Consider the following 23,217-nt stretch of genomic DNA (forward strand, 5'->3'; position numbering starts at 1 on the left):
TCGCCGGGCCCCACGACCAGTCCGCGGTCGCCTGATGCCCCTCCGGGAGCGCGTCGGCGAGCGTACGGTCGGCGACCGTGCCCGGGCCCTATGCCCGGTGCCCGTGCGTGTTGCGCCTCCCGACGCGACCGCCTGTGGTCGTCCACCCGGGCGTGACCGATGCAGTCTGTGCACCGGACTGCCGAGGTGCAATCCACGTGAGTGTCGAACATGCCATTGAGGCGCGGAACCTGTTCAAGGTCTTCGGTAAGAATCCCAAGTCCGTCATCGAGCAGTTGCGCGCGGGCAAGACCCGAGCCGAGGTGTCGGACCGCGGCACGGCCGCGGTGATCGACGCGAGCTTCACCGTCGACCCGGGCGAGATCTTCGTGATCATGGGCCTCTCCGGCTCCGGCAAGTCCACGATCATCCGGATGCTCAATGGACTGCTGCCCCCGAGCGCCGGCGAGGTACTCGTGCAGGGCCAGAACGTGACCACGGCGTCGGCCGCGCAGCTGCGCCGCATCCGACGCTCGTCGATCTCGATGGTGTTCCAGCACTTCGCGCTTCTGCCGCACCGCACGGTGCTCGACAACGCCGCGTACGCGCTGGAGATCCAGGGCGTCGGCACGCAGGAGCGCCGCGAGCGCGCCCGCGAGATCCTCGACAAGGTCGGCCTCGGCGATCGGGTCGACGCGATGCCCGGTGAGCTCTCCGGCGGAATGCGCCAGCGCGTCGGCCTCGCCCGCGCCCTCACCTCCGGCACCGACATCCTCCTCATGGACGAGGCGTTCTCGGCCCTCGACCCCCTCATCCGCCGCGAGATGCAGGAGCAGCTCATCGAGCTGCAGCAGGAGCTCGGGCGCACGATCGTCTTCATCACGCACGACCTGAACGAGGCCATGTTCCTCGGCGACCGCATCGCTGTCATGCGCGACGGGCGCATCGTGCAGAACGGCACCCCGGAGGAGATCCTCACCGACCCGGCGAACGACTACGTCGCCCAGTTCGTGCAGGACGTCGACCGGGCCCGCGTGCTGACCGCATCGTCCGTGATGGCGCCGCCGCAGGCGACGACGCCCGTGTCGGCCGGGATGCGGGGCGCCCTGCGCGTCATGCGTGACCTCCAGGCCGGAGCGGTGGCCGTCGTCGAGAACCGCCGCTATCTCGGGGCCGTGACCGACCGCGCCGTGATCCGCGCGGTCAAGGCGGGCGAGACCGACCTCCGCCGCATCGTGCAGCGCGCGCAGCAGGTGGTCGGACCCGATGACCCGCTGACGGATGTCGTCGAGCACTCCGTCGAGTCGCCCTACCCCGTCGCCGTGGTCGACGAGCGTCAGCGCCTCATCGGCGTGATCCCCCGCGTCACCCTCCTGGCCGCCCTCGGCAACGTTCCCACCGTCACGCGCGAGAACCCGATCATCGACGTCCCCGCATCCGTGCCCGCGAGCGTGCTCACCGAGACGCTCGCCGTCGTCGACCAACCCGCCGCCACGACCACGGGAGGTGCGCGGTGAACGATCTCTTCCGCCTTCCCCTCGGCGACGTCGTCGAGACCGCCGTCCGCTGGATCATCAAGACCTTCTCCTGGCTCTTCGACGGGATCAGCGTCGCCTTCCGTGCCCTCTACGACGGGCTCGACACCGTGCTGTCCGGCCCGCCGTTCTGGGTGATCATCGCTGTATTCGTCGCGCTCGCGTTCTTCGCGAAGGGGTGGAGACTGGCCCTGGGCACGGCGATCGGGCTCCTGCTGATCGTCACGATCGATCAATGGGATGCGGCCATGGACACCCTCGCGCTCGTGATCATCGCCGCCGTCATCGCGGTCGCCATCGCCCTTCCCTTGGGCATCTGGGCCGCTCGCAGCGATCGCGTCTCCGCCGTCGTGCGGCCCGTGCTCGACTTCCTCCAGACGATGCCCGCCTTCGTCTACCTGATCCCCGCGCTCATCATGTTCAGCGTGGGCCCCGTGCCGGGCATCGTCGCCACCATCGTCTTCGCGATGTCTCCCGGTGTGCGACTGACGGAGCTCGGCATCCGCGGTGTGGACACCGAGGTCGTCGAGGCCGGTCACGCCTTCGGCGCCTCGCCCGGCCGCATCCTGCGCCAGATCCAGCTGCCCCTGGCGCTTCCGAGCATCATGGCCGGCGTGAACCAGGTCATCATGCTGAGCCTGTCGATGGTCGTCATCGCCGGCATGGTGGGAGCGGGCGGGCTCGGCGGTCAGATCGTGCAGGCCCTCAGCCGGATCGACATCGCGCTGGGCGTGGAGGCGGGTCTCGCCGTCGTCATCATCGCGATGATCCTCGACCGCGTCACCTCGAGCTTCGCGGGCCCCCGCCCGAAGCGGGCGCTCCTCAGCCGACGCCGTGAGCTCGCCCGCGCGGCCTGAGCGCGCGCCGGCCCATCCGAGAACTTGCGAGCTCATCACTCGCGAGCGGCCGTCGACACTCGACGTGCCGTACCGACCTTGTCCGCGACAGCACGCGGACGGAGAGGACTGCAGATGACTGTCACCAAGAAGAACCTGACCGCCGGAATCGCCCTCGCGGGCGTCGCCGCCCTCGCCCTGACCGGCTGCTCTGCTGCCGGCGACGCGGGCGAAGGGTCGGGCGAGCGTCCCATCACGATCGCCGTGTTCAACGGCTGGGACGAGGGCATCGCCGCGTCCGAGCTGTGGAAGAACGTGCTCGAGGAGCAGGGCTACGAGGTCGAGCTCGAGTACGCGGACCCGGCAGCGGTCTACACCGGTATCGCGAACGGCGACTACGACCTGACGCTGGACACCTGGCTGCCGCTGACCCACGCCCAGTACATGGAGACCTACGGCGACGACCTCGTCGACCTCGGCGCCTGGAACGACGAGGCCAAGCTGACGATCGCCGTCAACGAGGACGCTCCCATCGACTCGCTCACCGAGCTCGCCGACAACGCCGACGTCTTCGGCAACCGTCTCGTCGGCATCGAGGCGGGATCCGGTCTCGTGACCGTCACGCAGGACGAGGTCATCCCCGGCTACGGTCTGGAAGGACTCGACTTCGTCACGTCCTCGACGCCGGCGATGCTCACCGAGCTTCAGGCGGCGACGGATGCGGGCAAGGACATCGCCGTGACCCTGTGGCGTCCGCACTGGGCCTACAACGCCTTCCCGCTCAAGGACCTCGAGGATCCTGATGGCTTGCTCGGCGACGCCGAGGGCATCCACACGGTGACGTCGGCGAGCTTCAAGGACGACTTCCCCGAGGTGAACGACTGGCTCGCGTCGTTCAAGATGGACAACGACACCCTGTACTCGCTCGAGGATGCGATGTTCAACTCCGGCGGCAGCGGCAACGACTACGCCCCGGCGGTCACCGACTGGATCGCCGAGAACCAGGCGTGGGTGGACGCGCTGACGTCCTGACGATCGTCGCCGGAACGCGCCGCATCCTTCGGGGTGCGGCGCGTTCCGGCATTCGGTGCGTGCTGGTTCTCACTGCGCTCTCGCGCTCAGCGCATTCTGGCGTTCAGTGCGCGCTCTCCTCGGCGAGCAGGGCGAGCTTGCGGACCGAATCGCGGAACGCCGCCTCGGTGGCTTCCACGTCGCCCGCGCCGGTCATGTCGGAGATGAGCGATTGGAACGCGGAGACGGTCACGAGCACCGTCAGCGATGCCTCACGCACGATCGACGTGTCATCGCCGGCGAGCCGCCGGCACTCGGGGTGCGCCGCGAGCCACGGCGCGAGGAACGCCGTGAGCTCCGTGGTCAGCGAGAGGAAGGGCGCGAGGATCGCGGCCTGCGTATCGGGCTGTTCCAGCAGCATCCGATTGCGTCCCTCCGCCACCACCGCGTTGATCTGCGCGTGGCCGATCGAGGCGATGATCAGCCGGAAGACCGCGGTGGTGAGCGGGACGTCCGCCGACATCTCGATGATGACGGCCGCCTGGTCGGCCGGCAGCAGGTGCAGCGAGCGTCCGAAGAGCGCGGTCTCGCGGGAGCTCATGTAGTTGAAGAACGTGCTGCGCGACACGTCGGCGCGCTCGCAGATGTCGGCGACCGTGACATTCGCGTGGCCGCGCTCGAGGGCGAGCTCGACGGCCGCGATCTCGATCGCGTTCTCGGTGTCGCGCTTCTTGCGTGCGCGCAGTGACTCGGCCATGGCTCCTGAAGTGAAAGATGGGCGTGGTATATCTTTGGACGGCGTCCACGTTAGGCGATTGCCTGAGACGACGCGGCCTGCGTTATGGATGTGAGTGTCGCTGGGGGGCGTCGCGGGGGCCCGGGGGCATCGGCGGTTCGCGCCGGTGCCCCTCTTCATCCGACCCGGTCGTGGATGCCGGGGGACCGGCCTCCGCCGCATCGGCCCCGTTCCAGGCGGCGGTGGCAGGAAGCTCGAGGGCGACGCGTCGCTCGAGCTCGTCGATCGCCGCATCGGAGAGCGAGATCAACCCGTCGAGTTCTTCGCGCACCCGGCGATACGCGAGCTGTCGCTCGGCGGGAGTCGCCGCCTCGTCTACCGCGACCGAGAGCAGCTGCTGCGCGGTGTCGAGGCGTTTGCGCTCGGACGGCGTGAACCCGGCATCGCGTACGCGTCGCGCCTCGCGTTCGGCGACGTCGAAGGCCACCTCGTAGTCCGTGACGGGCGTTCTGGTACGCGGCGAGCTCTGCCGCGGTGATCCTCGCATCCGCCGATGCCGGCCGCATCCGGTCCGCGACCCGCTTGGCGCGCAGGAACGCGGCCGTGAGCTCCTGGCGCCCGTCGCTCATGGCGGGGTAGGCGATCATCTTGGCGACGTCGAGCTCGTACTCGAGCCAGCGCGCCGTGGTCGCGTCGTGTTCGGCGAGCGTGCGTTCGAGCGCGGATGCCACAGGCTCCGGCCGCGGCTCGACGGGCGCCTGTGGGACCGCTCCGCTCCTGGCGCGGATCAGTTCGAGTCGCCTCTCATGCCGCCGTTTCGCGCCTCGTTCCCACGCGCGGGCGACGCCGCCGGCGACGCCGATGAGGGGGAAGGCGAGCCACCAGTTGTGCTGGAGGAACGCGAACAGCTGATCCACTTCTCCATGTTAGGAGCCGCGGTGCTCCGATCGCGGGTCAGGAGGCCAGAGTTCGTCGTGTCCCGGGCGCTGCGCCGGCCGCATCCGCCCAGAGCTCGTCGAGTGACAGGCCGATGACCGACGCTACGGCGGCGACCGTGGAGAATGCGGGCGTGGCGACGCGACCCGACTCGATCTTTCGCAGCGTCTCGGGGGAGATGCCGGCGTCGAGCGCCACTTCGAGCATCGAGCGCTCGCCCCGCGCTCGCCGCAGAGCTGCGCCGAGGCGTCGGCCGCGCTCCATCTCGACGGGTGTCAGAGGGAGTCGGACCATCATGCGCCCACGATAGCGGTATTTCTCGACCGGTATAGTTATTTTCATGATCGAGATCTTCACGCCCGCCGAGGTCGACCGCGCACGCCGTACGGGTGCCCTCGTCGGTCAGATCCTCGATACGATCCGCTCGCGCGTCGTGCCGGGCACCAACCTGCTCGAGATCGACGCCTGGGCGAAGGAGATGATCCTGGGCGCCGGTGCCGTGTCGTGCTACGTCGACTACGCGCCCTCGTTCGGCCGTGGGCCGTTCGGCCATTACATCTGCACCGCCGTCAACGACGCCGTCCTGCACGGCATGCCGCATGACGAGCGCGTCGCCGACGGCGACCTGCTGACCCTCGACCTCGCCGTCACGCTCGACGGCATCTCCGCGGATGCGGCGGTGAGCTTCATCGTCGGCGAGACCCGCCCCGCCGAGAGCGTCGCGCTGATCGACGCGACCGAGCGCGCCCTCGCCGCGGGTATCGCGGCCGCGAAGCCGGGCGCCAAGGTGGGCGATCTGTCTCGCGCGATCGGCACCGTGCTCAAGCAGGCCGGCTACTCCGTGAACGTCGAGTTCGGTGGCCACGGCATCGGCACGACGATGCACCAGGATCCGCACGTCCCGAACGCCGGGCGTCCCGGGCGCGGCTTCGTGCTGCGTCCGGGCCTCCTGCTCGCGCTCGAGCCGTGGGTCATGGTCGACACGGATCAACTGGTGATCGACGACGACGGCTGGACGCTGCGCAGCGCCACCGGATGCCGCACGGCCCACACCGAGCACACGATCGCCATCACGGAGACCGGCGCGGAGATCCTGACGCTGCCGCGCTGACGCCGGGGGACACCGCACTGCCCGCTCCCCTCGGCCGCGACGTCCGCACGATCGCCGGAGCCGGTGTGTGGTCCGGGGCCCGCGAGGCGGGCAGATCGGGGTCGGTCGTGCAGATGGCGCCACTCCGAGACGCCGGGCGCGCGTGCTCGCCGGCTCAGGACCGCGGGTCGCGACCGGCGCCACCGGAGCGGCGCGGCACGGGCCAGACGGTGCGGACGACCCCCTCGGCCGTTCCGGACGACTCCGGCGTGCGCGGCGCGGGCTTCCGCGTCTCCGGTGCGGGCCGCGCGGGCTCGGTGCGGATGACGCGAGGCGGATCGGATGCCGACGCGCTCTCGCGCGGCGGAACCTCGGGATGCCGACGCCCGCGCTCCGCGGAGGCCCGCAGGGCCGCGGTCTCCGCGGCGGCGAACGCATCGTTCAGCTCACGGACCGCAGCGGCGTAGGCCACGTAGTCCGCGGGATCCATGCGCGTCGCGCCGTTCGGCGGGCGCAGCCACTGCGCCCGTTGCATCGCCTGCAGGTAGGCGGCTGTCGCCGGATGGTGGGGGTCGCTCATCTGGGGCACGGCGATCGCGAGCTCGACGTCTGTCTCGTACTCGAGCCAGCGCGCGGCGATCGTGTCGTGCTCGCGCACGATCCGCGCGAGCGGGAGTTCGGCGTCGCGGGCGGCCAGCTGCGCGCGTTCCGCCTTCACCCGCGTGCGCGCGGCGCGCAGAAGCAGCGTGGCTGTGCGCTGCGCCTCGCGTGCCTGGTTCAGCGCGCGGCGCGCCTCGGAGTGCGAGGCGCTGCGGGTGGCACGGGCGGCCTGCACCTCGGCCTGCGCGGCACGCGTGCGGGCCCGGGCGCCGAGCAGCTCACGGACCGCATGCTGTTCCTGGTGCCGCGCCGCATCCAGCGCCAGACGACGCGCCCGGCGCCGCCCGGTCGTGGCCGCGACGTATCCGACGGTGCCGGCGCCCGCCGCAGCGGGGGCGGTCCACCACCAGACCGCGAGGAACTCGAGCAGGGGTCCCACATTCCCATCGTACGGCGCGACAGGACGGACGGCCGAGGGGATGCGGCGGACACAGGCACAGCCGGGGCGGCTCAGTCGGTCCGACATGTGCACGGCGGACACCGTGAATCCCGCCTCATCCGCCTCGCGAGTTCACGTCCGCACCACGAGTCGTGCAGATGTCGCACTAGGACCCCCAGGACCCCGCAGCATCCGAACGGACCGCGCCGATCCGCTTCAGCCGAAGAGCAGCGCGAGGACGGTCGAGCCGCCGCCGACGAGCACGAGAGCGATGATCACCACCCAGGCGACGACCTTCATGCGCATCTGGCGCTTGTCGGCGAAGCCCTCGTACTCCTCGTCGTCGTTCATCAGGCGTCCTCGGTCACCGTCGGACCGAACGCGGCGGGCAGCGTCGCGCGCGAGCGCTCCCGCAGCTCGGAAACCGACAGGGTGAACACGTCCTGCACCTCGAGCACCGACTCGCCGTCGCCGGAATCGGTGACACCGATGCGCAGCACGGGGTAGTCGCGTCCGTCGCAGAGACCGCGGAACTTCACGTCCTCCTCGCGGGGCACGCTGACGATGACGCGACCGGTCGACTCGGAGAAGAGAGCGGATGCGGCATCCACCCCGTCGCGCTCCATGATCTCGGTGAGCCAGACGCGCGCGCCGACGCCGAAGCGCATGACGCCCTCGGCGAGGGCCTGTCCGAGGCCGCCCTCCGAGAGGTCGTGGGCGCTGGAGACGAGTCCCTGATCGCCGGCGGCCCGCAGCAGCTGAGCCAGGCGCTTCTCAGCGGCGAGGTCGACCGCCGGCGGACGACCGCCGAGGTGGTCGTGCACGACCTGGGCCCACGCCGAACCGCTGAGCTCGTTCGCCGTGACGCCCAGCAGGTAGAGGTTCTCGCCCGCATCCTGCCATCCGCTCGGGATGCGGCGGGCGACGTCGTCGATGATGCCCATGACGCCCACCACGGGGGTGGGGTGGATCGGGACGTCGCCGGTCTGGTTGTAGAAGCTGACGTTGCCGCCGGTCACGGGGATGCCGAGATCGAGGCACGCGTCGGAGAGGCCCTCGACGGCCTGCGAGAACTGCCACATGACCTCGGGGTTCTCGGGGCTGCCGAAGTTGAGGCAGTCGGTGACGGCGGTGGGAGTGGCGCCCGTGACGGCGACGTTGCGGTACGCCTCGGCGAGGGCCAGCTTCGCGCCCTGGTACGGGTCGAGCTGGCAGAAGCGCCCGTTCGCGTCCGTGGCGATCGCGAAGCCCAGGCCGGACTCCTCGTCGACGCGGATCATGCCGGCGTCATCGGGGAAGCTGAGCGCGGTGTTTCCGAGCACGTAGTAGTCGTACTGGTTCGTGATCCACGACGTGTCGGCGAGGTTCGGGCTGCCGAGCAGCTGCAGGAACTGCTCGCGCAGCGCCGCCGCGTCGTTCGGACGCGGCAGGGCGGATGCGGAGTCCGCCTGGAGTGCGTCGATCCACGTCGGGTAGGCGACCGGACGCTCGTAGACGGGGCCGTCGACGGCGACGGTCGAGGGATCGACGTCGACGATCTGCTCGCCGTGCCAGAAGATCGCGAGGCGGCCGTCGCCGGTCACCTCGCCGAGCACGCTCGTCTCGACCTCCCACTTGTCGACGACGGCGAGGAAGGCGTCGAGCTTCTCCGGGGCGACGATCGCCATCATCCGCTCCTGCGACTCCGACATGAGGATCTCTTCGGGAGTCAGCGAGGGGTCGCGCAGCAGCACCTTCTCGAGGTCGACCCGCATCCCGGATCCGCCGTTCGCGGCCAGCTCGCTCGTCGCGCAGGAGATGCCGGCGGCGCCGAGGTCCTGGATGGCCTCCACGAGCTCGTCGCGGTACAGCTCGAGGCAGCACTCGATGAGCACCTTCTCGGCGAACGGGTCGCCCACCTGCACGGCGGGGCGCTTGGTCGGGCCGCCGTCGGCGAACGTGTCGGAGGCGAGGATGGAGGCGCCGCCGATGCCGTCGCCGCCGGTGCGGGCGCCGAAGAGCACGACCTTGTTGCCGGGGCCCGTCGCGTCGGCGAGCTTGAGGTCCTCGTGGCGCAGCACGCCCACCGCGAGGGCGTTCACGAGCGGGTTGCCCTGGTAGACGCTGTCGAAGACGGTCTCGCCGCCGATGTTCGGCAGGCCCAGGCAGTTGCCGTAGAAGGAGATGCCGCTCGTGACGCCGTGGACGACGCGGGCGGTGTCCGGGTTGTCGATCGCGCCGAAGCGGAGCTGGTCCATGACGGCGACCGGGCGCGCGCCCATCGAGATGATGTCGCGCACGATGCCGCCGACGCCGGTGGCCGCGCCCTGGAAGGGCTCGATGTAGCTGGGGTGGTTGTGGGACTCGACCTTGAAGGTCACTGCCCAGCCCTCGCCCACATCCACGACGCCGGCGTTCTGACCCATGCCGACCATGAGTCGCTCGCGCATCTCGTCGGTGACCTTCTGGCCGAACTGGCGGAGGTAGATCTTGCTCGACTTGTACGAGCAGTGCTCGCTCCACATGACCGAGTACATGGCCAGCTCGCCGCTGGTGGGGCGACGGCCGAGGATCTCGCGGATGCGGTCGTACTCGTCGGGCTTGAGGCCGAGAGCGGCGTACGGCTGCTCGCGTTCGGGGGTGGCCCGAGCGTTCTCGACGGTATCGGCGGCAGGACGCGAGGCGGTGGCGGGAGTGGTCACGCGGCTGAGCTCCAGGGATCGGGGTGCCGGACCTGCTCAGTCTAGTTGTGCGGTGCCGTATCCGCGTCCGCTGCGGGCGCGGCCAGCAGTGCGGCCACGGCGCCGTCCAGGCGCATACGCAGCTCGTTCGTCGGGAGGGTGTCGTAGCTCAGCTGCGTCGCGACGCCCTGGGTCAGTGCCAGCACCGCCCACGCGGTGGCCTCCGGGTCGATGTGGGCGGGGATCTCCCGCTCCTCACGGGCGCGCAGGACGAGCGAGGCGAGCAGGCCCCGCAGCTGCGCGTCGCTCTCGGAGACCGCCGCGCGGATCGTGGAATCGGATGCGGCGCCGTGCGCGAACGCCTCGCACTGGCGCTGCGCGGAGCGTCGGTGCTCGTCGAGCGGCAGGATGTTGAGGATCAGCGAGACGAGCCAGCTCCGCAGGGTCGGTCGACCCGGAGCGTCGGGCGGGAGCGCGACGGACTGCTCGCGCAGCCGGGCGAACGCGGCCGCGAGCATGCGCTCCTTGCGCGGGAAGGCCTTCTGCACCGCCCCGAGGGAGCAGCCGGCCTCGGCCGCCACCGAACGGAACGACAGCGCCGCCATCCCGTCGCGCGCGATGATCGTGAGCGCGGCGTCCGCCAGCTCGATCTGGCGCGCGGTCAGCTCCCGTCCGCCCAGGGACGCCGCCGTCATCGCCGCGCCCCCGAGGCGGCGCCGGCCGAGATCCGGCGGCCGAGCACGAGCGAGTACATGATGAGCACGACGACAGCGGCACCGATTCCGGTCAACGCCTCGGGCGTGGAGAGGTTGCCGCCCACGGTGTTCGTGAAGTCCCACAGTGCGTGCCAGGCGATCACGGGCCACAGGCTGTCCGTGAGCACGACCAGCTGAGCGGCCACCAGGCCGAACACGGCCGTGAACACCACCTGCGTCCAGGTCGCCGCCGGGCTCTCGCCGCCGGTGAGGAGGACGATCAGCCCGAGCGCCGCGGAGAGCATGGTCGTGCCCGTCAGCACCAGGGAGGCGGATGCGGGATCGAGCGCGAGCACCAGCGCCCCCCGCGGTGAAGACCACGGGAACGAGGGCGAATCCGACGGCCGTGGCCCAGCGGCGAAGACGAGATGCGGGGCGGGCGCGGTGACCACGACTGTATTCCTTCCGGCGCAACGGGCGACTCGGTTCGCCTCTTCTGGTCGCTCCGTTCGGTGGTCGGGTCACTCCATCGCCGCGACGATCTGGGCCGCGGTGGGCAGATCCGCACCGACGCGCTGCACGGTCAACGCCGCCGCCGCGACCGCGTACGCCCCGGCCTCCGCGATCGCGGAGCGCTCGGGTGCGTCGAGGATGCGGGGCGTCGCCCGCACGCGCTGGATGAGCGCGGTCATGAAGGTGTCGCCTGCGCCGACGGTGTCGCGTACGGCAACCGACGGGGCGCCCTGCTGCACCGACACGCCCGCCGCATGCAGCAGCGCGCCGGCGCCGCCGCGGGTCGTCGCGACCAGGCGAGGGCCGCAGCGCCGTACGCGCTCTGCGACGCGGTCGAGCGGCAGGGAGGGGTACAGCCACTGTGCGTCCTCGTCGCTGAGCTTGACGACGTCCGACACCGCGGCGAGGCGTTCGAACCCCGCCACCGACGCCTCGCGGTCCGCGAGCAGCGCGGGACGGATGTTGGGGTCGAACGTCACGAGGGTGCTCTCGTCACGGCGCTCCAGCCATCGCTCGAGGGTGGTCGCGCCGGGCTCCAGGAACGCGCCGACCGAGCCGATGTGCACGAGATCGGCGGGCTCCAGCCGGTCGGTCTGAGGCAGCGTCCAGTCGAGGTCGAAGACGTACTCGGCCGACCCGTCGCCCCGGATGCGGGCATGCGCCGTCGACGTCGTCGACAGCGACCACGAGGAGTCGAGGATCTCGACGCCCGCCGCGCGCAGGTGCGCGCCGATCCGCTCGCCCCGCGCATCGCGGCCCAGAGCGGTGAGCAGCCGCACCGGCACCTGCTGCCGTGCGAGTCCGAGGGCCACGTTGGCGGGGGAGTCGCCCGCGACCTCCGTCGTGCGAGGGCCCGCATCCGTCACGATGTCGATGAGGCTCTCGCCGACGACGAGCACCCCGTGCTCATCCCCGACACCTCCGGGGCGACCACCGAGAGCTCGCGGACGGCCAGGTCGCGGAACACGGCGCTCCCCCCGCGTGCGTAGAAATGGATGCGGTCGTCGCCCGCGAGGGGGAAGACACGGTGCGACTGTGCGCTGCGACCCTCGTCGACGAACAGCTCGACGCTCGTGCGGTCGACGAGCAGTCGCAGGCTCACCCGTGCGGCGGTGTGCTCGAGCGGCGCGTGCGTGCGCCCGCCGCCGGGGTTCACCGTGTGCGTGCGGTCGAGGTAGGCGCGGGCGGCGGGTGGCTCGATGCCCGCCGAGACGAAGCGCCCTCCGCCGGGGGCGCGGCACACCTCGAGGCCGATATCGTTCGCCGCATCCGCTGCAGCCCACTCGAGCGTGCAGGTCAGCTCGTACGACGAGGCGCGCACGTCGAGCTCGTGTGTGCCGCGGACCTCGAGATCGCCCATCTCGTGGGTACGCGTCGGACGCGAGGGCGCGGGCGGCCGCGTGGGGGCGTTACCCCAGCTCCGTCACGGCTTCCCAGACGCGGCGCTCGGTGTGCTCCACGATGCGGATGTCGGTGCGGTCGTTGATGACGAACGACACCGTGCTGCGGCTCAGACCCACGTGGCGGGCGACATCGTCCATCGAGACACGGCGCGCGGGCATCCCTCATTGTTTCACTCGGGTGCCGGCGCTGCACGGCTCAGCGGTCGAGGGCGGGGGCTGGAGGCGCGGGCTCTGCCCGCGCGGTCTACGGTCCGAGCCGGTCGGTGGGGGTCAGATTCACCGATGCGTCGAGAGCGACCTGGAGAAGTCGCAGCTGGACGGGCTCGTAGTCCTCTAGCCATTCGTCGGTGGCTCTGTTGCCGTGTGCGGCGAGCAGCGCCCCATATCGGGCGTTGAGCGCGCGAGCGATCACGAAGACGGTCTCGCACTCCATGTCCATTGCGTCTGCGCCGAGTTCGGTGACATGTCGGAGCCGGTCGCGCGCGAAGTCCTCGAATCCGCTGACCGGGCGCCCTTCACCGAGGTAGTACGAATCGCACGACAGCGTGGACACCGGAAGCAGCGTCTCATCACGAGTCCGGGCTGCGCGCTCGAGCGCGGCGGCCACGGATGGGTCCGCGCTCACCGGCTCCGTGCTGGAGTCATAGAAGCGCGCTGCCCCACCCTCTCTGAACGTCCTCTGGACCGAGGTGAGGGATCCGGGCGCGACCGAAGGATTCGAAGCGCCCATCCCACCCACCCGGATGAACGTGCGTACCCCCAATCGGTGCAACTCGATCAGGGCGATCTCCGTGGACGGTCCGCCGATTCCGGTCGAGCAGATGGCGATGGACGTACCCCTGTACGAACCGACCGCGAGAGTGAACTCTCGCCGCGAGCCGATGATCTCGAAGCTGTCGAAGAGAGGGGCCGCCAAGCCCACCCGCGCCGGGTCGCCGGGCAGAAGGCACACTTCGGGCAAGGGTGAGCCGTCGGAGGGGATGTGGGGCGGACGCCCGTCGAGCCACGGATCCGCGGCGGAGCGCAGTGGAATGTTCAATTCTCTCCTAGCGGAAGTTGATTCCGATTTCTCCTGCGGGAAGCCGGTACATCCGGCCTCACTACATTAATGGTTGCACCCGGGCTTGTGCTTGAAATTGAATGCAAGGCCGTTGTAACGTCGCGGAAACACATCCGGTGGAGACTTGCTTTCTCTCGCTCGCCGGGTCGCCGATGCCCCGAAACTCTGTGCGCAGTTCATGGAAACATACTTTCGCTCAGTGAAAACAAGGAAGCTATGACAACTCTGCTCGACATCGACCACGTCACCAAGACCTACCGCCGACGCGGCAATCCTGATGTGATGGCGCTCAGCGACGTCAGCTTGTCGATCGGAGATCAAGAGATCGTCGCGTTGATCGGACCAAGCGGATGCGGCAAGTCCACGCTGCTCCGCATGATTGCGGGCCTCGACGACGACTACGTCGGTTCTCTCAAGTGGTCCGTGCCCCCGCGGCCCGGCAAGGACATTGGCTTCGTCTTCCAGGAGGCCACCCTTCTTCCATGGCGATCCGTGAGCCGCAACGTGGCGCTGGGCCTGGAAAGTCAGCGGATGGACAAGGCTGCCCGCTCGGCGCGAGTGGAAGAACTGCTCGAGATGGTCGGACTGCGCGATTTCGCGCAGTCGTATCCCTCACAGCTCTCCGGGGGAATGAAGCAGCGCGTCGGAATCCTGCGAGCGTTGGCGTACGACCCGCGCGTCCTGCTCATGGACGAGCCCTTCGGTGCGCTCGACGCGATCACCCGCGACAAGCTGCAGGACGACCTTCTCGCCATCTGGGAGCGCACGCACAAGACGATCGTGCTCGTCACCCACAGCGTCGAGGAGGCCGCCTACCTCGCCGACCGGGTCGTGGTGATGAGCCCGCGGCCCGGTCGAATCAAGTCGATCCATGACGTGCCGTTCTCTCGTGAGCGGTCATCCGAAACGCGACAACTCCCGGAGTTCGCGCACTTCACCGGCATGCTCCGCGAGGAACTCGGATGACGACGACCGAGCTGGCCGAAGTGTCGCGGCCGCGCATCACCTCGCGGCCGCTCATGCTTGTCGGGCGGGCGCTCGCATATGTCGTCGTCATCATCGCGCTGTGGTGGGCGTACGTCACGATCGCGAATGTCCCGCAGTACTTGCTTCCCAGCCCGGGCGCTGTCGGAGAGGCGCTCGTCGGCTTGACGGTCAGCGGTGAGCTCTGGGTGCACCTCGGATACACCCTGCGCAACATCGCACTGGGCTTCATCGGCGGAGTCGTGATCGGATGCGGCCTCGGATACGTGCTGTGGCGTTCTCGGTGGGCGCGAGACATCGCAAATCCGTACATCCTCGTGCTCCAGGCAGCCCCCAAGATCGCGATCGCCCCACTGCTCGTGCTGTGGTTCGGGCTCGGCCTCGAGTCGCAGCTCGTGCTCATCCTCACGCTGACGTTCTTCCCGATGATGATCGCGATGCAGCTCGGACTGTCGTCCACACCACCCGCCTTCGGCGACCTCGGCCGCATCCTCGGCGTCGGCCGCGGTCGCTACTTCTTCCAGTTTCAGCTGCCGCACGCCATGCCGGAGCTGTTCGCGGGGGCAAAGATCGCGATCGTCGACGCGATGACCGGCGCGTTCCTGGCGGAGTTCATCTCCGCCCAAGAGGGGCTCGGCTATCTCATGGTCCTCGGCAATACCTCGTACAACAGCTCGCTGCTCATCGCAGCCGTCATCGTCACGATCGTCACCGGTTTGGCCGGCTTCGGCGTGATCTCGTTCGCCGAACGCCGCATCCTGCGGTGGCGAGCGATCTGACCTGCACCACCCGACACACACCCGCAAAGGAAAAGCATGTCACGCAAGAACATCGCCGCGCTCGTCGCGGCAACCGCTGCGGCGGCTCTCTTGATCACCGGCTGTAGCCCCGCCGACGTCGCGAACAACAGCGGCGGATCCGCCGCTGGCGGCGAGACGACGAAGGTCACCCTTCAGATCGACGGCGCCGCAGTGCCCTACTACGCGCCGCTCTATGAAGCCGTCGAGCAGGGCTACTTCGCGGACGAGGGAATCGATGTCGAGTTCACCTATGCCGAAGGCTCCGCGATCCTACAGAACGTTGCGGCCGGCAACGTGCAGTTCGGATTCCCCAACGGTGACTCCGTCATCACGGCGAAGGCCAAGGGTGTGGATGTCGACATCGTCCACACGACGTATCAGCAGGGGATCGGCGCCATCCTGTTCAACAAGGACACTGCAGGCATCACCTCACCGGCGGACCTGGCAGGCAAGCGCATCGCGGTCACCGACCTCGGCAGCCCGAACTACATCCAGCTGCAGGCCATCCTCCAGTCGGCAGGGCTGACGGTCAACGACGTGCAGGTGTCGACAGTAGGGTCCGGGGCCATCGTCCAGGCTCTCCAGAACGGCGAGGTGGACGCGATCGCCTTCTCGCGCATTCGCTACTATGCTCTCCAGGCCGCAGGCTTCCCCGTCGGCCAGATCCTCAGCGACGAGTACCTTCCCTCGTTCGGTAACGTCCTGGTGACGAGCCCGTCCTTCCGCGAGTCGAAGCCGGAGGTCGTTCGCGGATTCGTCTCGGCGTTGGATAAGGGCATCGAGTACGTGATCGCTCATCCCGCCGACTCCGTCGCGCAGGTCATCCCCGCTTACGCCGATACCTTCGCGGGCCAGGAGAAGACAGTGACCGATGTGATCCAGAACGTCTTCATCCCGGACCTGTGGACGTCGGACGCGACGAAGGCGAACGGTCTCGGTTACGGTGATCTCGATCGCTGGCAGGCCTCCATCGACAATCAGGCGGAGTACGGCATCATCCCGAAGGCCTTCGACGCCTCCGATCTGGTGGTGGAGCCCGGTGACCTCTGACGCCTCTACCGCGTCGCGAGTGAGGTCGCTCCTTGTCGGAGCGGCCTCACTCGCCACCGGCCTCTTCGCGTGGTGGGCGCTCGCCGAGTACGGCGGTCTGCCTACTTATGTCCTCCCGTCGCCCGGCGAGGTGCTGGCGCGCGCGCAGTCGCTCCTCGGGAGCGGGTCTTTGCAGCTGAACACGGCGCAGACTCTGGCCGAGGTTCTGCAGGGCGCTGTCATCGGTGCTCTGGCGGGCGTCGTGCTCGCGATGCTCTTCTATCGTGTCCCCGTCATCCGCCGTCTGCTCTTGCCGGTGGTCGTCGTGATGCAGGTGACTCCCAAGATCTCGATCGCGCCGTTGCTCATTCTGTGGATCGGTCTCGGTATCGGCTCCAAGATCACTCTCGTGGCTCTCGTTGTCTTCTACCCGGTGCTCATCACGATGCTCGCCCGTCTCGACGCACTGCCCTCTGCGATGTTGGACCTCGCGAAGATCCTGAACATGGGAGCGATGCGCCGCGCCGTGCGCATGGAACTGCCCTTCACGCTCCCCGCACTCGCGTCCGGTCTCGGAATCGGCATGCTGGCGGGCGTGACGGCTGCGGTGATCGGTGAGTTCATCGGTGCGACGGCCGGCTTGGGCTTCCTCGAGAAGCAGGGGCAGGACAATGACGACGTGGCACTGGTGATCGTCGCCTTGCTCATACTGTCCTTCATCGGTTGGGCCCTGTTCCAGTCCGTCAGGGTGGCCGAACGGCTTCTCACACGGAGGTATGCGTGATCTCTCCTGTTCTGACCGACCCTCCGGCGGTCGGTGTCGATCTGAGCGTACGCATCGGTTCGCTCGTGCTGAACAATCCCGTGATGCCGGCGTCTGGATGCTTCGGGCCGGAGCTCGCGCCCTTGTTGGCGTGCCAGCGGTTGGGTGCCGTGGTCACCAAGACGGTGTTCGCCGAAGCGCGGGGCGGGAACGCACCGCACCGCCTGAGCGAGATACCGGCGGGAATGATCAACAGCGTCGGGATCCCCAGCCTGGGTCCGACCGGATACCTGAAGAGTCTGCATCCCGCCTACCGTGCGTTGGGCACGTCGGTGATCGTCAGTGTCGGAGGGCACCGCGAAGGGGATTATGCTCCCGTCGTCGCGGAACTGGGCAACGCGGCCGACGCGTACGAACTGAATGTCTCCTGCCCGAATCTGGACGCCGACGGCAGAGACATCGGCTCGGATCCGTCGGCGATCATGACCGTCGTCGCGCAGACTCGGCGAGAGACCGATCGGCCGCTCATCGTCAAACTCCCGCCCATGGTCGCCTCGATCGCCGAGTGCGCGGGGGCCGCCGAAGCGGCGGGAGCGGACGCGGTCTGTGTGTCCAACTCCCTGCCCGTGCTGGCCCTGGACGAGCGCACGCGTCGTCCCATCCTCGGCAACGTCGTGGGTGGGCTCACGGGTCCGTCGATCAAACCCATCGTCCAGCGGCTCGTGTGGCAGAGCGCGCGAGCCGTGCGGATTCCTGTGGTCGCGTGCGGGGGGATCATGACGGCCGATGACGCCCTCGACTACATGAGTCTCGGCGCGTCGGCCGTGCAAGTGGGAACTGCCACCTTCTCCCGGCCCTCATCGATGGTAGACATCGTGGACGAGCTACGGTCTCGTGTCATCGCGAACGGTGCGCGCGGGCTCGACGAACTAGTGGGGGCTGTTGCATGACCGAAGAAACACGGGCGGGCGGCACTGCGGGTCTCACGGGCATCACCCGGGCCCTCAGGGTGCTGAGCCACCTGGCAGATGCTCCCGCGGGGCTGCCGATGAAAGCCATCCATTCTGAGCTCGGGATCCCCTTCGCCACCGTTCACCGGCTTCTCGCGGCGCTCGAATCAGAGGGGTGGGTCGTTCGCTCGCCCACGACGAAGCGATACCGGTTGGGTCCGGAGGCCGTCCGGCTCGGGCGGAGCCACGGCCGCACCGAAACGATCGTCGCACCCCCTGATGCGCTGCGGGTGGCCTCGGTTGCGACGGGGGAGACGGTGTTTCTCACCCGAATGTACGACACCCGCGTCATCTGCATCTCGCTGGTCGAAGGCCGCCATCCGCTGCGTCTGTTCGTCCGTGCAGGTCAGGAGATGCCGCTTCATGCCGCCGCTTCGGCGCGGACGATCTTGGCCTATCAGGACCCGATGTTCGTCGAGCACCTCCTCACTGCGGCGCCACGCGACGCTTTCACCCCCGGCACGATCCGGGAGGTGAACCGCGTCATCGATCATCTCGCCAAGGTTCGCGGCTTCGGCTTCGACGTGTGCGACAACGAACTAGACGACGATGTCTGGGCTGTCGCCGCGCCCGTCTACGAGGCCGATGGCCGCGTGGACGTCGCCGTCACGATCGCCGCCGCTGCGGCGCGCATGGATTCAGCGGAGTCGAGAGTGAAGGCTGCGCAGAGCGTCATCGCCGCTGGACGTGCTCTCTCCCTCGCCAACGGATACATCGCCGCAGACGACCAAGACCTCACAGCCGAGCGGCTGATGACGCAGATGGGAGAGCTGCGATGAGCGGCGACTGGATCGACGACCCCCTCCGACTCCAGGAACTACGAGCAGATCTCCTGGCCGACGGTGCAGCGCTCGCGGGGGTCGGCACGCCGGCGTGGATCCACCGACCTTCGACGCTGCGTCGTGTGGCCAGCGAACTCGCCCGCGCCCTGCCGCCTCACTTCGACAGGATCGTCGCGACCGGCGACGGCGCCGAGGCTCTGGGAGCCGCCGTCTCGCTGGCGACCGGTGTCGCCTTCGGTAAGGAGGGCGACATGGTCGTTCCGGGCGAGCAGATCGTCGTCGTTGCTGCACGCGCAGCCGATGCGCACGCGTATCAGAACGATGCGGTGACAGTGGTCGCCCGGCGCGCCGTGTGGGCGATGCCTCCTGGCGCGGATGCGTTGTTCACGTTGCCGTCGAGCCCGATCATCAGCCCACGAGAGGATCTGTCATGACTCCCATTGCACACAACATCCGCAAGATCACGTCCGGACACGAGCGGGCTCGTCTTCACCCCGAGAAGGACCCGCGAGCTGCTCGTGAGGTCGCTGCGGAGGTGGCGCGCGCTTTGAGCGGGCTCGACGCTGACATCACAGCCATCGCCTGCTGGACCAGTCCGGAGAACCTGATACTCGCTTTCGCGGTCGCCGACGCTTCGGGGGTGCCGGCCGTGCAGCTGTCCGAGGACGAGGGCCTGCTGTACCTGAGCTGGGAGATACCGCCCGCTCGCGTGGGCTTGGTGTCGGCATCGGCCGAGTCGGCACGACAGATCGACGTCGCCGCGGAAGCGCTGGCCGGAGCCGGTCACACGTGCGTCGCGGTGGCGCAGCTCACCCCGGCAGAGGGCGACCGGGACGGTCTGCTGACTGCGCGTACGCTCGGGGACTCCGAGCGATGAGAACGGCTGTGCTGCCGGTTCATCCCGCCGAGGCCTCGAGGCTCACCGCTGATCTGAGCGCATTCGCGGCCTTCACGGAGGCAGGTGACGGGGTGACGCGGCTGGCGTATTCCGCTCTCGAACGCCGTGCTCATGCCTTCTTCGAGGAACGGATGCGGGAGTTGGGCTGCGCCGTGCACACGGATGCAGCCGGCAACACCGTTGCAGAACTCGCTCCGACGGCAGACACCGACGTCGCAGGTGCGATCGGTACCGGGTCGCATCTGGACAGCGTCGTTCACGGCGGTCGATTCGACGGTATCGCAGGTGTGGTCGCAGCGATGGAGGTCGCCCGTCTCGCGGTGGGGAGCTCGATCGCGCGGCGGCGACCGTGGCGTTTCGTCGCCTTCGCCGCGGAGGAGGGCGCCAGGTTCGGCCAGGCCTGCAACGGATCACGGATGATCGCCGGCCTGACCTCCGTGGAGGACACTCGGCATCTGCGAGACGTAGACGGCGTTTCCATGTATCAGGCCATGTGTGATGTCGGGCTCGCGCCTGACGAGCTCCTCTCGCACGTGTGGGATCCCGCTCAGTGGCACGCCTTCGTGGAGCTTCATGTGGAGCAGGGGGCGGTGCTTCAGGATGCGGGCGTCGCCATCGGAGTGGTGGACTCCATCTCGGGGAGCACCCGCCTGCATGTCGTGGTCGATGGGACGGCATCGCACACGGGTGCCACTCCCATGCACCGGCGGCGTGATGCGCTCGTCGCCGCCGCATCGTGCGTCATCGCAGGCAACAGCATCGCGAACGATTCCGCTCACCACGGCACCAGGGTCACCGTCGGCCGTCTCGATGTGTCGCCGGGGGCCATCACGACGATCCCCCGGACGCGTCGATTTCGTTGTGGATGTGCGAGACGTCGACAGTGATCGACAGAGGGCCACTGTCGACCAGCTCGTCTCCGCGTACCGGGCTGCCGCGGAGGCGGAAGGCACAGACGTCTCGGTGAAGGTGATCGCCGACACATCGCCGGTCGTGCTGCCCGCGATCGTCAAGGATCATCTCGTCGCTGCGGCGGCTGAGCATGGGCTGGCGTACCGACTGCTCTCCAGCGGCGCCAGCCATGATGCCCAACAGGTGAACAGGGTCACCCCGACGGGCATGATCTTCGTTCCGAGCGTCGACGGACTCAGCCATGTCCCCGAAGAGCACACCGAGGCGAGCGACCTCGCCAGCGGTGTGGATGTGCTCCTCGCCGCGCTCTATCGGCTGGACGTCGACGCGTGATCCCCGACGCCCTCGCGGATCAGCTTCGTGCGCAGGCCGTCCCGTTCTCGCTCCCGGAACCGGTGTCGGTGTCGGCACGGGTCCTCCGTCACGAAACGGTCAGTCAGACCTACCGACGCCTCGTCCTGGAGGCGCCGGCGATCGCGGAACGCGCCCAATCAGGTCAATTCGTCATGGTCACTGTCCCCGGTGCTGAACGCGTTCTCCTTCCGCGACCGATGGCGATCCACCGGCGACGCGTCGACGACGGCACGATCGAGCTCATCTACGGGCAGGTAGGCAGGGGTACCCGCATCCTCTCGCAGGCCGAGGCGGGTTCCTCGCTTCTAGCTACCGGTCCCCTGGGGCGCGGCTACAGCATTCCCGACGGGCCCGGACCGATTCTGCTCATGGGGAGAGGGATCGGCATCTGCGCGTTCATGACTGTGGCCGAGGACGCGAGGACGCGCGCGATCCCGGCCGTCGCGGTGTTGAGTGCGCGCACGGCTCAGCGCGTCATCGGCGAGTCGGATGCCGCGGAGTTGGGCGTTCAGGCCATTGCCGTGCACGATGCGAACGGTTCGAGTGAGATCGCAGCGGTCGAGCAGCTGCTCGAGGGGCGCTTCGACACTCTTCCTCCGCGCGCCATTTTCGTCTGCGGGTCATCGCGGCTGGCGCTGTTGGCGAGGCGCCTCGGGGATCGCTGGGGGAGCATGGTCCAGGTGTCCCTCGAGGCTCACATGGCATGCGGCCTCGGTTATTGTCATGGCTGCGCGGCTCCGATGCGCTCCGACCCCGCCTCAGAGGGCCCCCTCGTCTGCGTCGACGGCCCCGTCTTCGATCTGCGTGGAGCGCTCAAATGATCCTGGAGGCCGTCCGTCTGTCGCACGCGCCGCAGCGTGTCGTCGACGTTCGCGTGGAGAGGGGGCGCATAGCGTCCATATGCGACTCCGTTTCGCGGCGGAGCGACCTCGTTCTCCTTCCGGGGCTGGTCGATCTGCACACACATCTTCGTGAGCCTGGCGGGGAGGGAGCGGAGGACATCGCTTCGGGCACGCGTGCGGCCGTCGCCGGCGGGTACACCGACGTGTTCGCGATGCCGAACACCGAGCCCGCGGTAGACAGCGTCCAGCATGTGCTTCTCCAGCGCGAGCTCGCCCGCGGCGCGAGCTCGCGCGTGCACACGATCGCTGCGGCGACGATGGGACGCCGGGGGCGGGAGCTCGTCGACGTGGCGGCGCTGCGGGCGCAGGGGGTGCATGTCTTCTCCGATGACGGGGCGTGTGTCGACGACCCCGCTGTCGTCGAGGCGCTTCTTCGATCGCTCGCCGTGCTGGGCGGTGTCTTCGCTCAGCACGCGCAGAGCGCGTCTCTTGCAGAGCGGGGTGTCGCGAACGCGCGGGTCGCTTCCAGCCTCGGAGTGGAGCCGTGGCCGGTCGAGGCGGAAGAAGCGGTCGTCGCGCGTGATATCGACCTCGCAGCGGCCACGGGTGGACGCTTGCACATCTGCCACGTGTCGACGGCGGGGACGGTTGCGCTCGTGCGCGCCGCCAAGGCACGCGGGGTCCCCGTGACGGCGGAGGTCGCACCGCACCACCTGCTCCTCACCGACTCCCTGCTTCAGGCGGAGAACGGTGTCTTCAAGGTGAACCCCCCGTTGAGGGCCGAGGCTGACGTCGAGGCGCTGCGGCTCGGGCTACGCGATGGAACGATCGACATCGTCGCGACCGATCACGCCCCTCATTCGAAGGCGAAGAAGCTCGCTCCGCTCGCGGACGCCGCTTTCGGCTTCACCGGACTGGAGACGGCGCTCTCGATCGTGGCAGATGTGTTCGAGGATGCGGACGGCAGGGTCGATTGGTCCCGCGTTGCGGACGTTCTCGCCCACCGCCCGGCTGCCATCGGCGGAGTGGCGTCTGTGGCGGGGCGTCCGCTCATTGTGGGAGAGCCCGCCACCTTCGCGCTCGTCCGTGCGGGGGCGACGTACGCCGTCGACGGAGCCGATCACATGAGCGCATCCGCGAACACGCCCTTCCAAGGGCGGACATTGCGACACCGGGTCGAGTCGGTGTGGATCGAGGGAGTCCCGGCTCGTTGACGCCGACATCGGAGCTGAGCGAGATGAGGATGCCGGCGCTGCACGGCTCAGCCGTTGAGGGGCAGTGCGCGCGTCTGCGTGGGTTCTGCCGGACGTGCGCCCACCCCCTTGTGCACCCCGCATCCGCGCGCTAACG

Annotated in this window: 28 protein-coding genes; 16 read left to right on the top strand and 12 right to left on the bottom strand. The window is 68.9% G+C overall.

What is annotated here, in order from left to right; all coding sequences use genetic code 11:
• Positions 1–197: 197 nt before the first annotated feature.
• The 3 genes from QE377_RS08095 (at position 198) to QE377_RS08105 (ending at position 3,382) form a co-directional block, all read left to right on the top strand.
• The gene (locus tag QE377_RS08095; RefSeq protein WP_307321626.1) at positions 198–1,496 is read left to right on the top strand and encodes a glycine betaine/L-proline ABC transporter ATP-binding protein; all 1,299 of its coding nucleotides are present in this window, start codon (positions 198–200) and stop codon (positions 1,494–1,496) included.
• Positions 1,493–2,371 carry a proline/glycine betaine ABC transporter permease gene (locus QE377_RS08100; RefSeq protein ID WP_307321629.1) on the top strand — a complete coding sequence of 293 codons (879 nt, stop codon included), beginning with the start codon at positions 1,493–1,495 and terminating at the stop codon, positions 2,369–2,371. The genes QE377_RS08095 and QE377_RS08100 overlap by 4 nt, the downstream gene beginning before the upstream one ends.
• A gap of 114 nt (positions 2,372–2,485) precedes the next feature.
• Positions 2,486–3,382 carry a glycine betaine ABC transporter substrate-binding protein gene (locus QE377_RS08105; RefSeq protein ID WP_307321633.1) on the top strand — a complete coding sequence of 299 codons (897 nt, stop codon included), beginning with the start codon at positions 2,486–2,488 and terminating at the stop codon, positions 3,380–3,382.
• Between the two features lie 103 nt (positions 3,383–3,485).
• On the opposite strand, the gene QE377_RS08110 is transcribed toward QE377_RS08105, so the two are convergent.
• The 3 genes from QE377_RS08110 to QE377_RS08120 all read right to left on the bottom strand — a co-directional run bounded on the left by QE377_RS08110 (position 3,486) and on the right by QE377_RS08120 (position 5,327).
• On the bottom strand, positions 3,486–4,118 hold the full coding sequence (locus QE377_RS08110; protein WP_307321636.1) for a TetR/AcrR family transcriptional regulator: 633 nt from the start codon (positions 4,116–4,118) through the stop codon (positions 3,486–3,488).
• A gap of 82 nt (positions 4,119–4,200) precedes the next feature.
• Positions 4,201–4,584, bottom strand: coding sequence for a hypothetical protein (locus QE377_RS08115; protein WP_307321638.1), 384 nt, complete (start codon positions 4,582–4,584; stop codon positions 4,201–4,203).
• A 467-nt stretch (positions 4,585–5,051) separates the two neighbouring features.
• A complete protein-coding gene (locus tag QE377_RS08120; RefSeq protein WP_307325912.1) occupies positions 5,052–5,327 on the bottom strand; it encodes a helix-turn-helix domain-containing protein in 276 nt (91 codons plus the stop codon).
• A gap of 46 nt (positions 5,328–5,373) precedes the next feature.
• Between QE377_RS08120 and map the strand changes: the two genes are divergently transcribed.
• On the top strand, positions 5,374–6,144 hold the full coding sequence (gene map / locus QE377_RS08125; protein WP_307321640.1) for a type I methionyl aminopeptidase: 771 nt from the start codon (positions 5,374–5,376) through the stop codon (positions 6,142–6,144).
• Positions 6,145–6,298: 154 nt separating this feature from the next.
• Here the strand turns inward: map and QE377_RS08130 are convergent, their stop codons facing one another.
• From QE377_RS08130 to QE377_RS08170, 9 genes are all read right to left on the bottom strand, one after another.
• The gene (locus QE377_RS08130) at positions 6,299–7,162 is read right to left on the bottom strand and encodes a hypothetical protein (RefSeq protein WP_307321642.1); all 864 of its coding nucleotides are present in this window, start codon (positions 7,160–7,162) and stop codon (positions 6,299–6,301) included.
• A gap of 216 nt (positions 7,163–7,378) precedes the next feature.
• A complete protein-coding gene (locus tag QE377_RS08135; protein ID WP_307321643.1) occupies positions 7,379–7,513 on the bottom strand; it encodes a hypothetical protein in 135 nt (44 codons plus the stop codon).
• The gene (gene purL, locus QE377_RS08140; protein WP_307321645.1) at positions 7,513–9,843 is read right to left on the bottom strand and encodes a phosphoribosylformylglycinamidine synthase subunit PurL; all 2,331 of its coding nucleotides are present in this window, start codon (positions 9,841–9,843) and stop codon (positions 7,513–7,515) included. Before purL ends, QE377_RS08135 begins: the two co-directional genes overlap by 1 nt.
• A gap of 41 nt (positions 9,844–9,884) precedes the next feature.
• On the bottom strand, positions 9,885–10,517 hold the full coding sequence (locus QE377_RS08145; RefSeq protein ID WP_307321647.1) for a TetR/AcrR family transcriptional regulator: 633 nt from the start codon (positions 10,515–10,517) through the stop codon (positions 9,885–9,887).
• Positions 10,514–10,873 (bottom strand): type II CAAX prenyl endopeptidase Rce1 family protein, encoded by a 360-nt coding sequence (locus tag QE377_RS08150; RefSeq protein ID WP_307321649.1) that lies wholly within the window; start codon positions 10,871–10,873, stop codon positions 10,514–10,516. Before QE377_RS08150 ends, QE377_RS08145 begins: the two co-directional genes overlap by 4 nt.
• A gap of 165 nt (positions 10,874–11,038) precedes the next feature.
• On the bottom strand, positions 11,039–11,929 hold the full coding sequence (locus QE377_RS08155; protein ID WP_307321651.1) for a PfkB family carbohydrate kinase: 891 nt from the start codon (positions 11,927–11,929) through the stop codon (positions 11,039–11,041).
• Entirely contained in the window at positions 11,893–12,390 is a 498-nt protein-coding gene (locus tag QE377_RS08160; RefSeq protein WP_307321654.1) for a GH32 C-terminal domain-containing protein, read from the bottom strand. Before QE377_RS08160 ends, QE377_RS08155 begins: the two co-directional genes overlap by 37 nt.
• Before the next feature lie 49 nt (positions 12,391–12,439).
• On the bottom strand, positions 12,440–12,592 hold the full coding sequence (locus QE377_RS08165; protein ID WP_307321657.1) for a LacI family DNA-binding transcriptional regulator: 153 nt from the start codon (positions 12,590–12,592) through the stop codon (positions 12,440–12,442).
• An 85-nt stretch (positions 12,593–12,677) separates the two neighbouring features.
• On the bottom strand, positions 12,678–13,385 hold the full coding sequence (locus tag QE377_RS08170) for a nucleoside phosphorylase (protein WP_307321658.1): 708 nt from the start codon (positions 13,383–13,385) through the stop codon (positions 12,678–12,680).
• A gap of 324 nt (positions 13,386–13,709) precedes the next feature.
• Here QE377_RS08170 and QE377_RS08175 point away from each other — a divergent pair, with 324 nt between their 5' ends.
• The 12 genes from QE377_RS08175 to QE377_RS08230 are packed head-to-tail and all read left to right on the top strand — an operon-like array spanning position 13,710 to position 23,081.
• Positions 13,710–14,459, top strand: a complete 750-nt coding sequence (locus tag QE377_RS08175; RefSeq protein WP_307321660.1) for an ABC transporter ATP-binding protein — start codon at positions 13,710–13,712, stop codon at positions 14,457–14,459.
• The gene (locus QE377_RS08180; RefSeq protein ID WP_307321662.1) at positions 14,456–15,256 is read left to right on the top strand and encodes an ABC transporter permease; all 801 of its coding nucleotides are present in this window, start codon (positions 14,456–14,458) and stop codon (positions 15,254–15,256) included. The genes QE377_RS08175 and QE377_RS08180 overlap by 4 nt, the downstream gene beginning before the upstream one ends.
• A gap of 36 nt (positions 15,257–15,292) precedes the next feature.
• Positions 15,293–16,327, top strand: coding sequence for an ABC transporter substrate-binding protein (locus tag QE377_RS08185; RefSeq protein ID WP_307321665.1), 1,035 nt, complete (start codon positions 15,293–15,295; stop codon positions 16,325–16,327).
• Between the two features lie 19 nt (positions 16,328–16,346).
• Positions 16,347–17,090 carry an ABC transporter permease gene (locus QE377_RS08190; protein WP_307321668.1) on the top strand — a complete coding sequence of 248 codons (744 nt, stop codon included), beginning with the start codon at positions 16,347–16,349 and terminating at the stop codon, positions 17,088–17,090.
• Positions 17,087–18,019: a dihydroorotate dehydrogenase gene (locus QE377_RS08195; RefSeq protein ID WP_307321671.1), complete on the top strand. Its 933-nt coding sequence runs from the start codon at positions 17,087–17,089 to the stop codon at positions 18,017–18,019. The genes QE377_RS08190 and QE377_RS08195 overlap by 4 nt, the downstream gene beginning before the upstream one ends.
• The gene (locus tag QE377_RS08200) at positions 18,016–18,858 is read left to right on the top strand and encodes an IclR family transcriptional regulator (protein ID WP_307321674.1); all 843 of its coding nucleotides are present in this window, start codon (positions 18,016–18,018) and stop codon (positions 18,856–18,858) included. Before QE377_RS08195 ends, QE377_RS08200 begins: the two co-directional genes overlap by 4 nt.
• On the top strand, positions 18,855–19,295 hold the full coding sequence (locus QE377_RS08205) for a hypothetical protein (protein ID WP_307321678.1): 441 nt from the start codon (positions 18,855–18,857) through the stop codon (positions 19,293–19,295). Before QE377_RS08200 ends, QE377_RS08205 begins: the two co-directional genes overlap by 4 nt.
• Complete coding sequence (locus QE377_RS08210; RefSeq protein WP_307321679.1) at positions 19,292–19,738, top strand: hypothetical protein; 447 nt, start codon at positions 19,292–19,294, stop codon at positions 19,736–19,738. Before QE377_RS08205 ends, QE377_RS08210 begins: the two co-directional genes overlap by 4 nt.
• Complete coding sequence (locus tag QE377_RS08215; RefSeq protein ID WP_307321682.1) at positions 19,735–20,646, top strand: hydantoinase/carbamoylase family amidase; 912 nt, start codon at positions 19,735–19,737, stop codon at positions 20,644–20,646. The genes QE377_RS08210 and QE377_RS08215 overlap by 4 nt, the downstream gene beginning before the upstream one ends.
• Positions 20,621–21,004, top strand: a complete 384-nt coding sequence (locus tag QE377_RS08220) for a M20/M25/M40 family metallo-hydrolase (protein WP_307321685.1) — start codon at positions 20,621–20,623, stop codon at positions 21,002–21,004. Before QE377_RS08215 ends, QE377_RS08220 begins: the two co-directional genes overlap by 26 nt.
• Complete coding sequence (locus tag QE377_RS08225) at positions 21,001–21,846, top strand: FAD-binding oxidoreductase (RefSeq protein WP_307321688.1); 846 nt, start codon at positions 21,001–21,003, stop codon at positions 21,844–21,846. Before QE377_RS08220 ends, QE377_RS08225 begins: the two co-directional genes overlap by 4 nt.
• Positions 21,843–23,081 (top strand): dihydroorotase, encoded by a 1,239-nt coding sequence (locus tag QE377_RS08230; protein WP_307321690.1) that lies wholly within the window; start codon positions 21,843–21,845, stop codon positions 23,079–23,081. The genes QE377_RS08225 and QE377_RS08230 overlap by 4 nt, the downstream gene beginning before the upstream one ends.
• Positions 23,082–23,217 lie beyond the last annotated feature (136 nt).

Origin of the sequence: Microbacterium sp. SORGH_AS_0862 (assembly GCF_030818795.1) — a bacterium.
Lineage (GTDB): Bacteria > Actinomycetota > Actinomycetes > Actinomycetales > Microbacteriaceae > Microbacterium.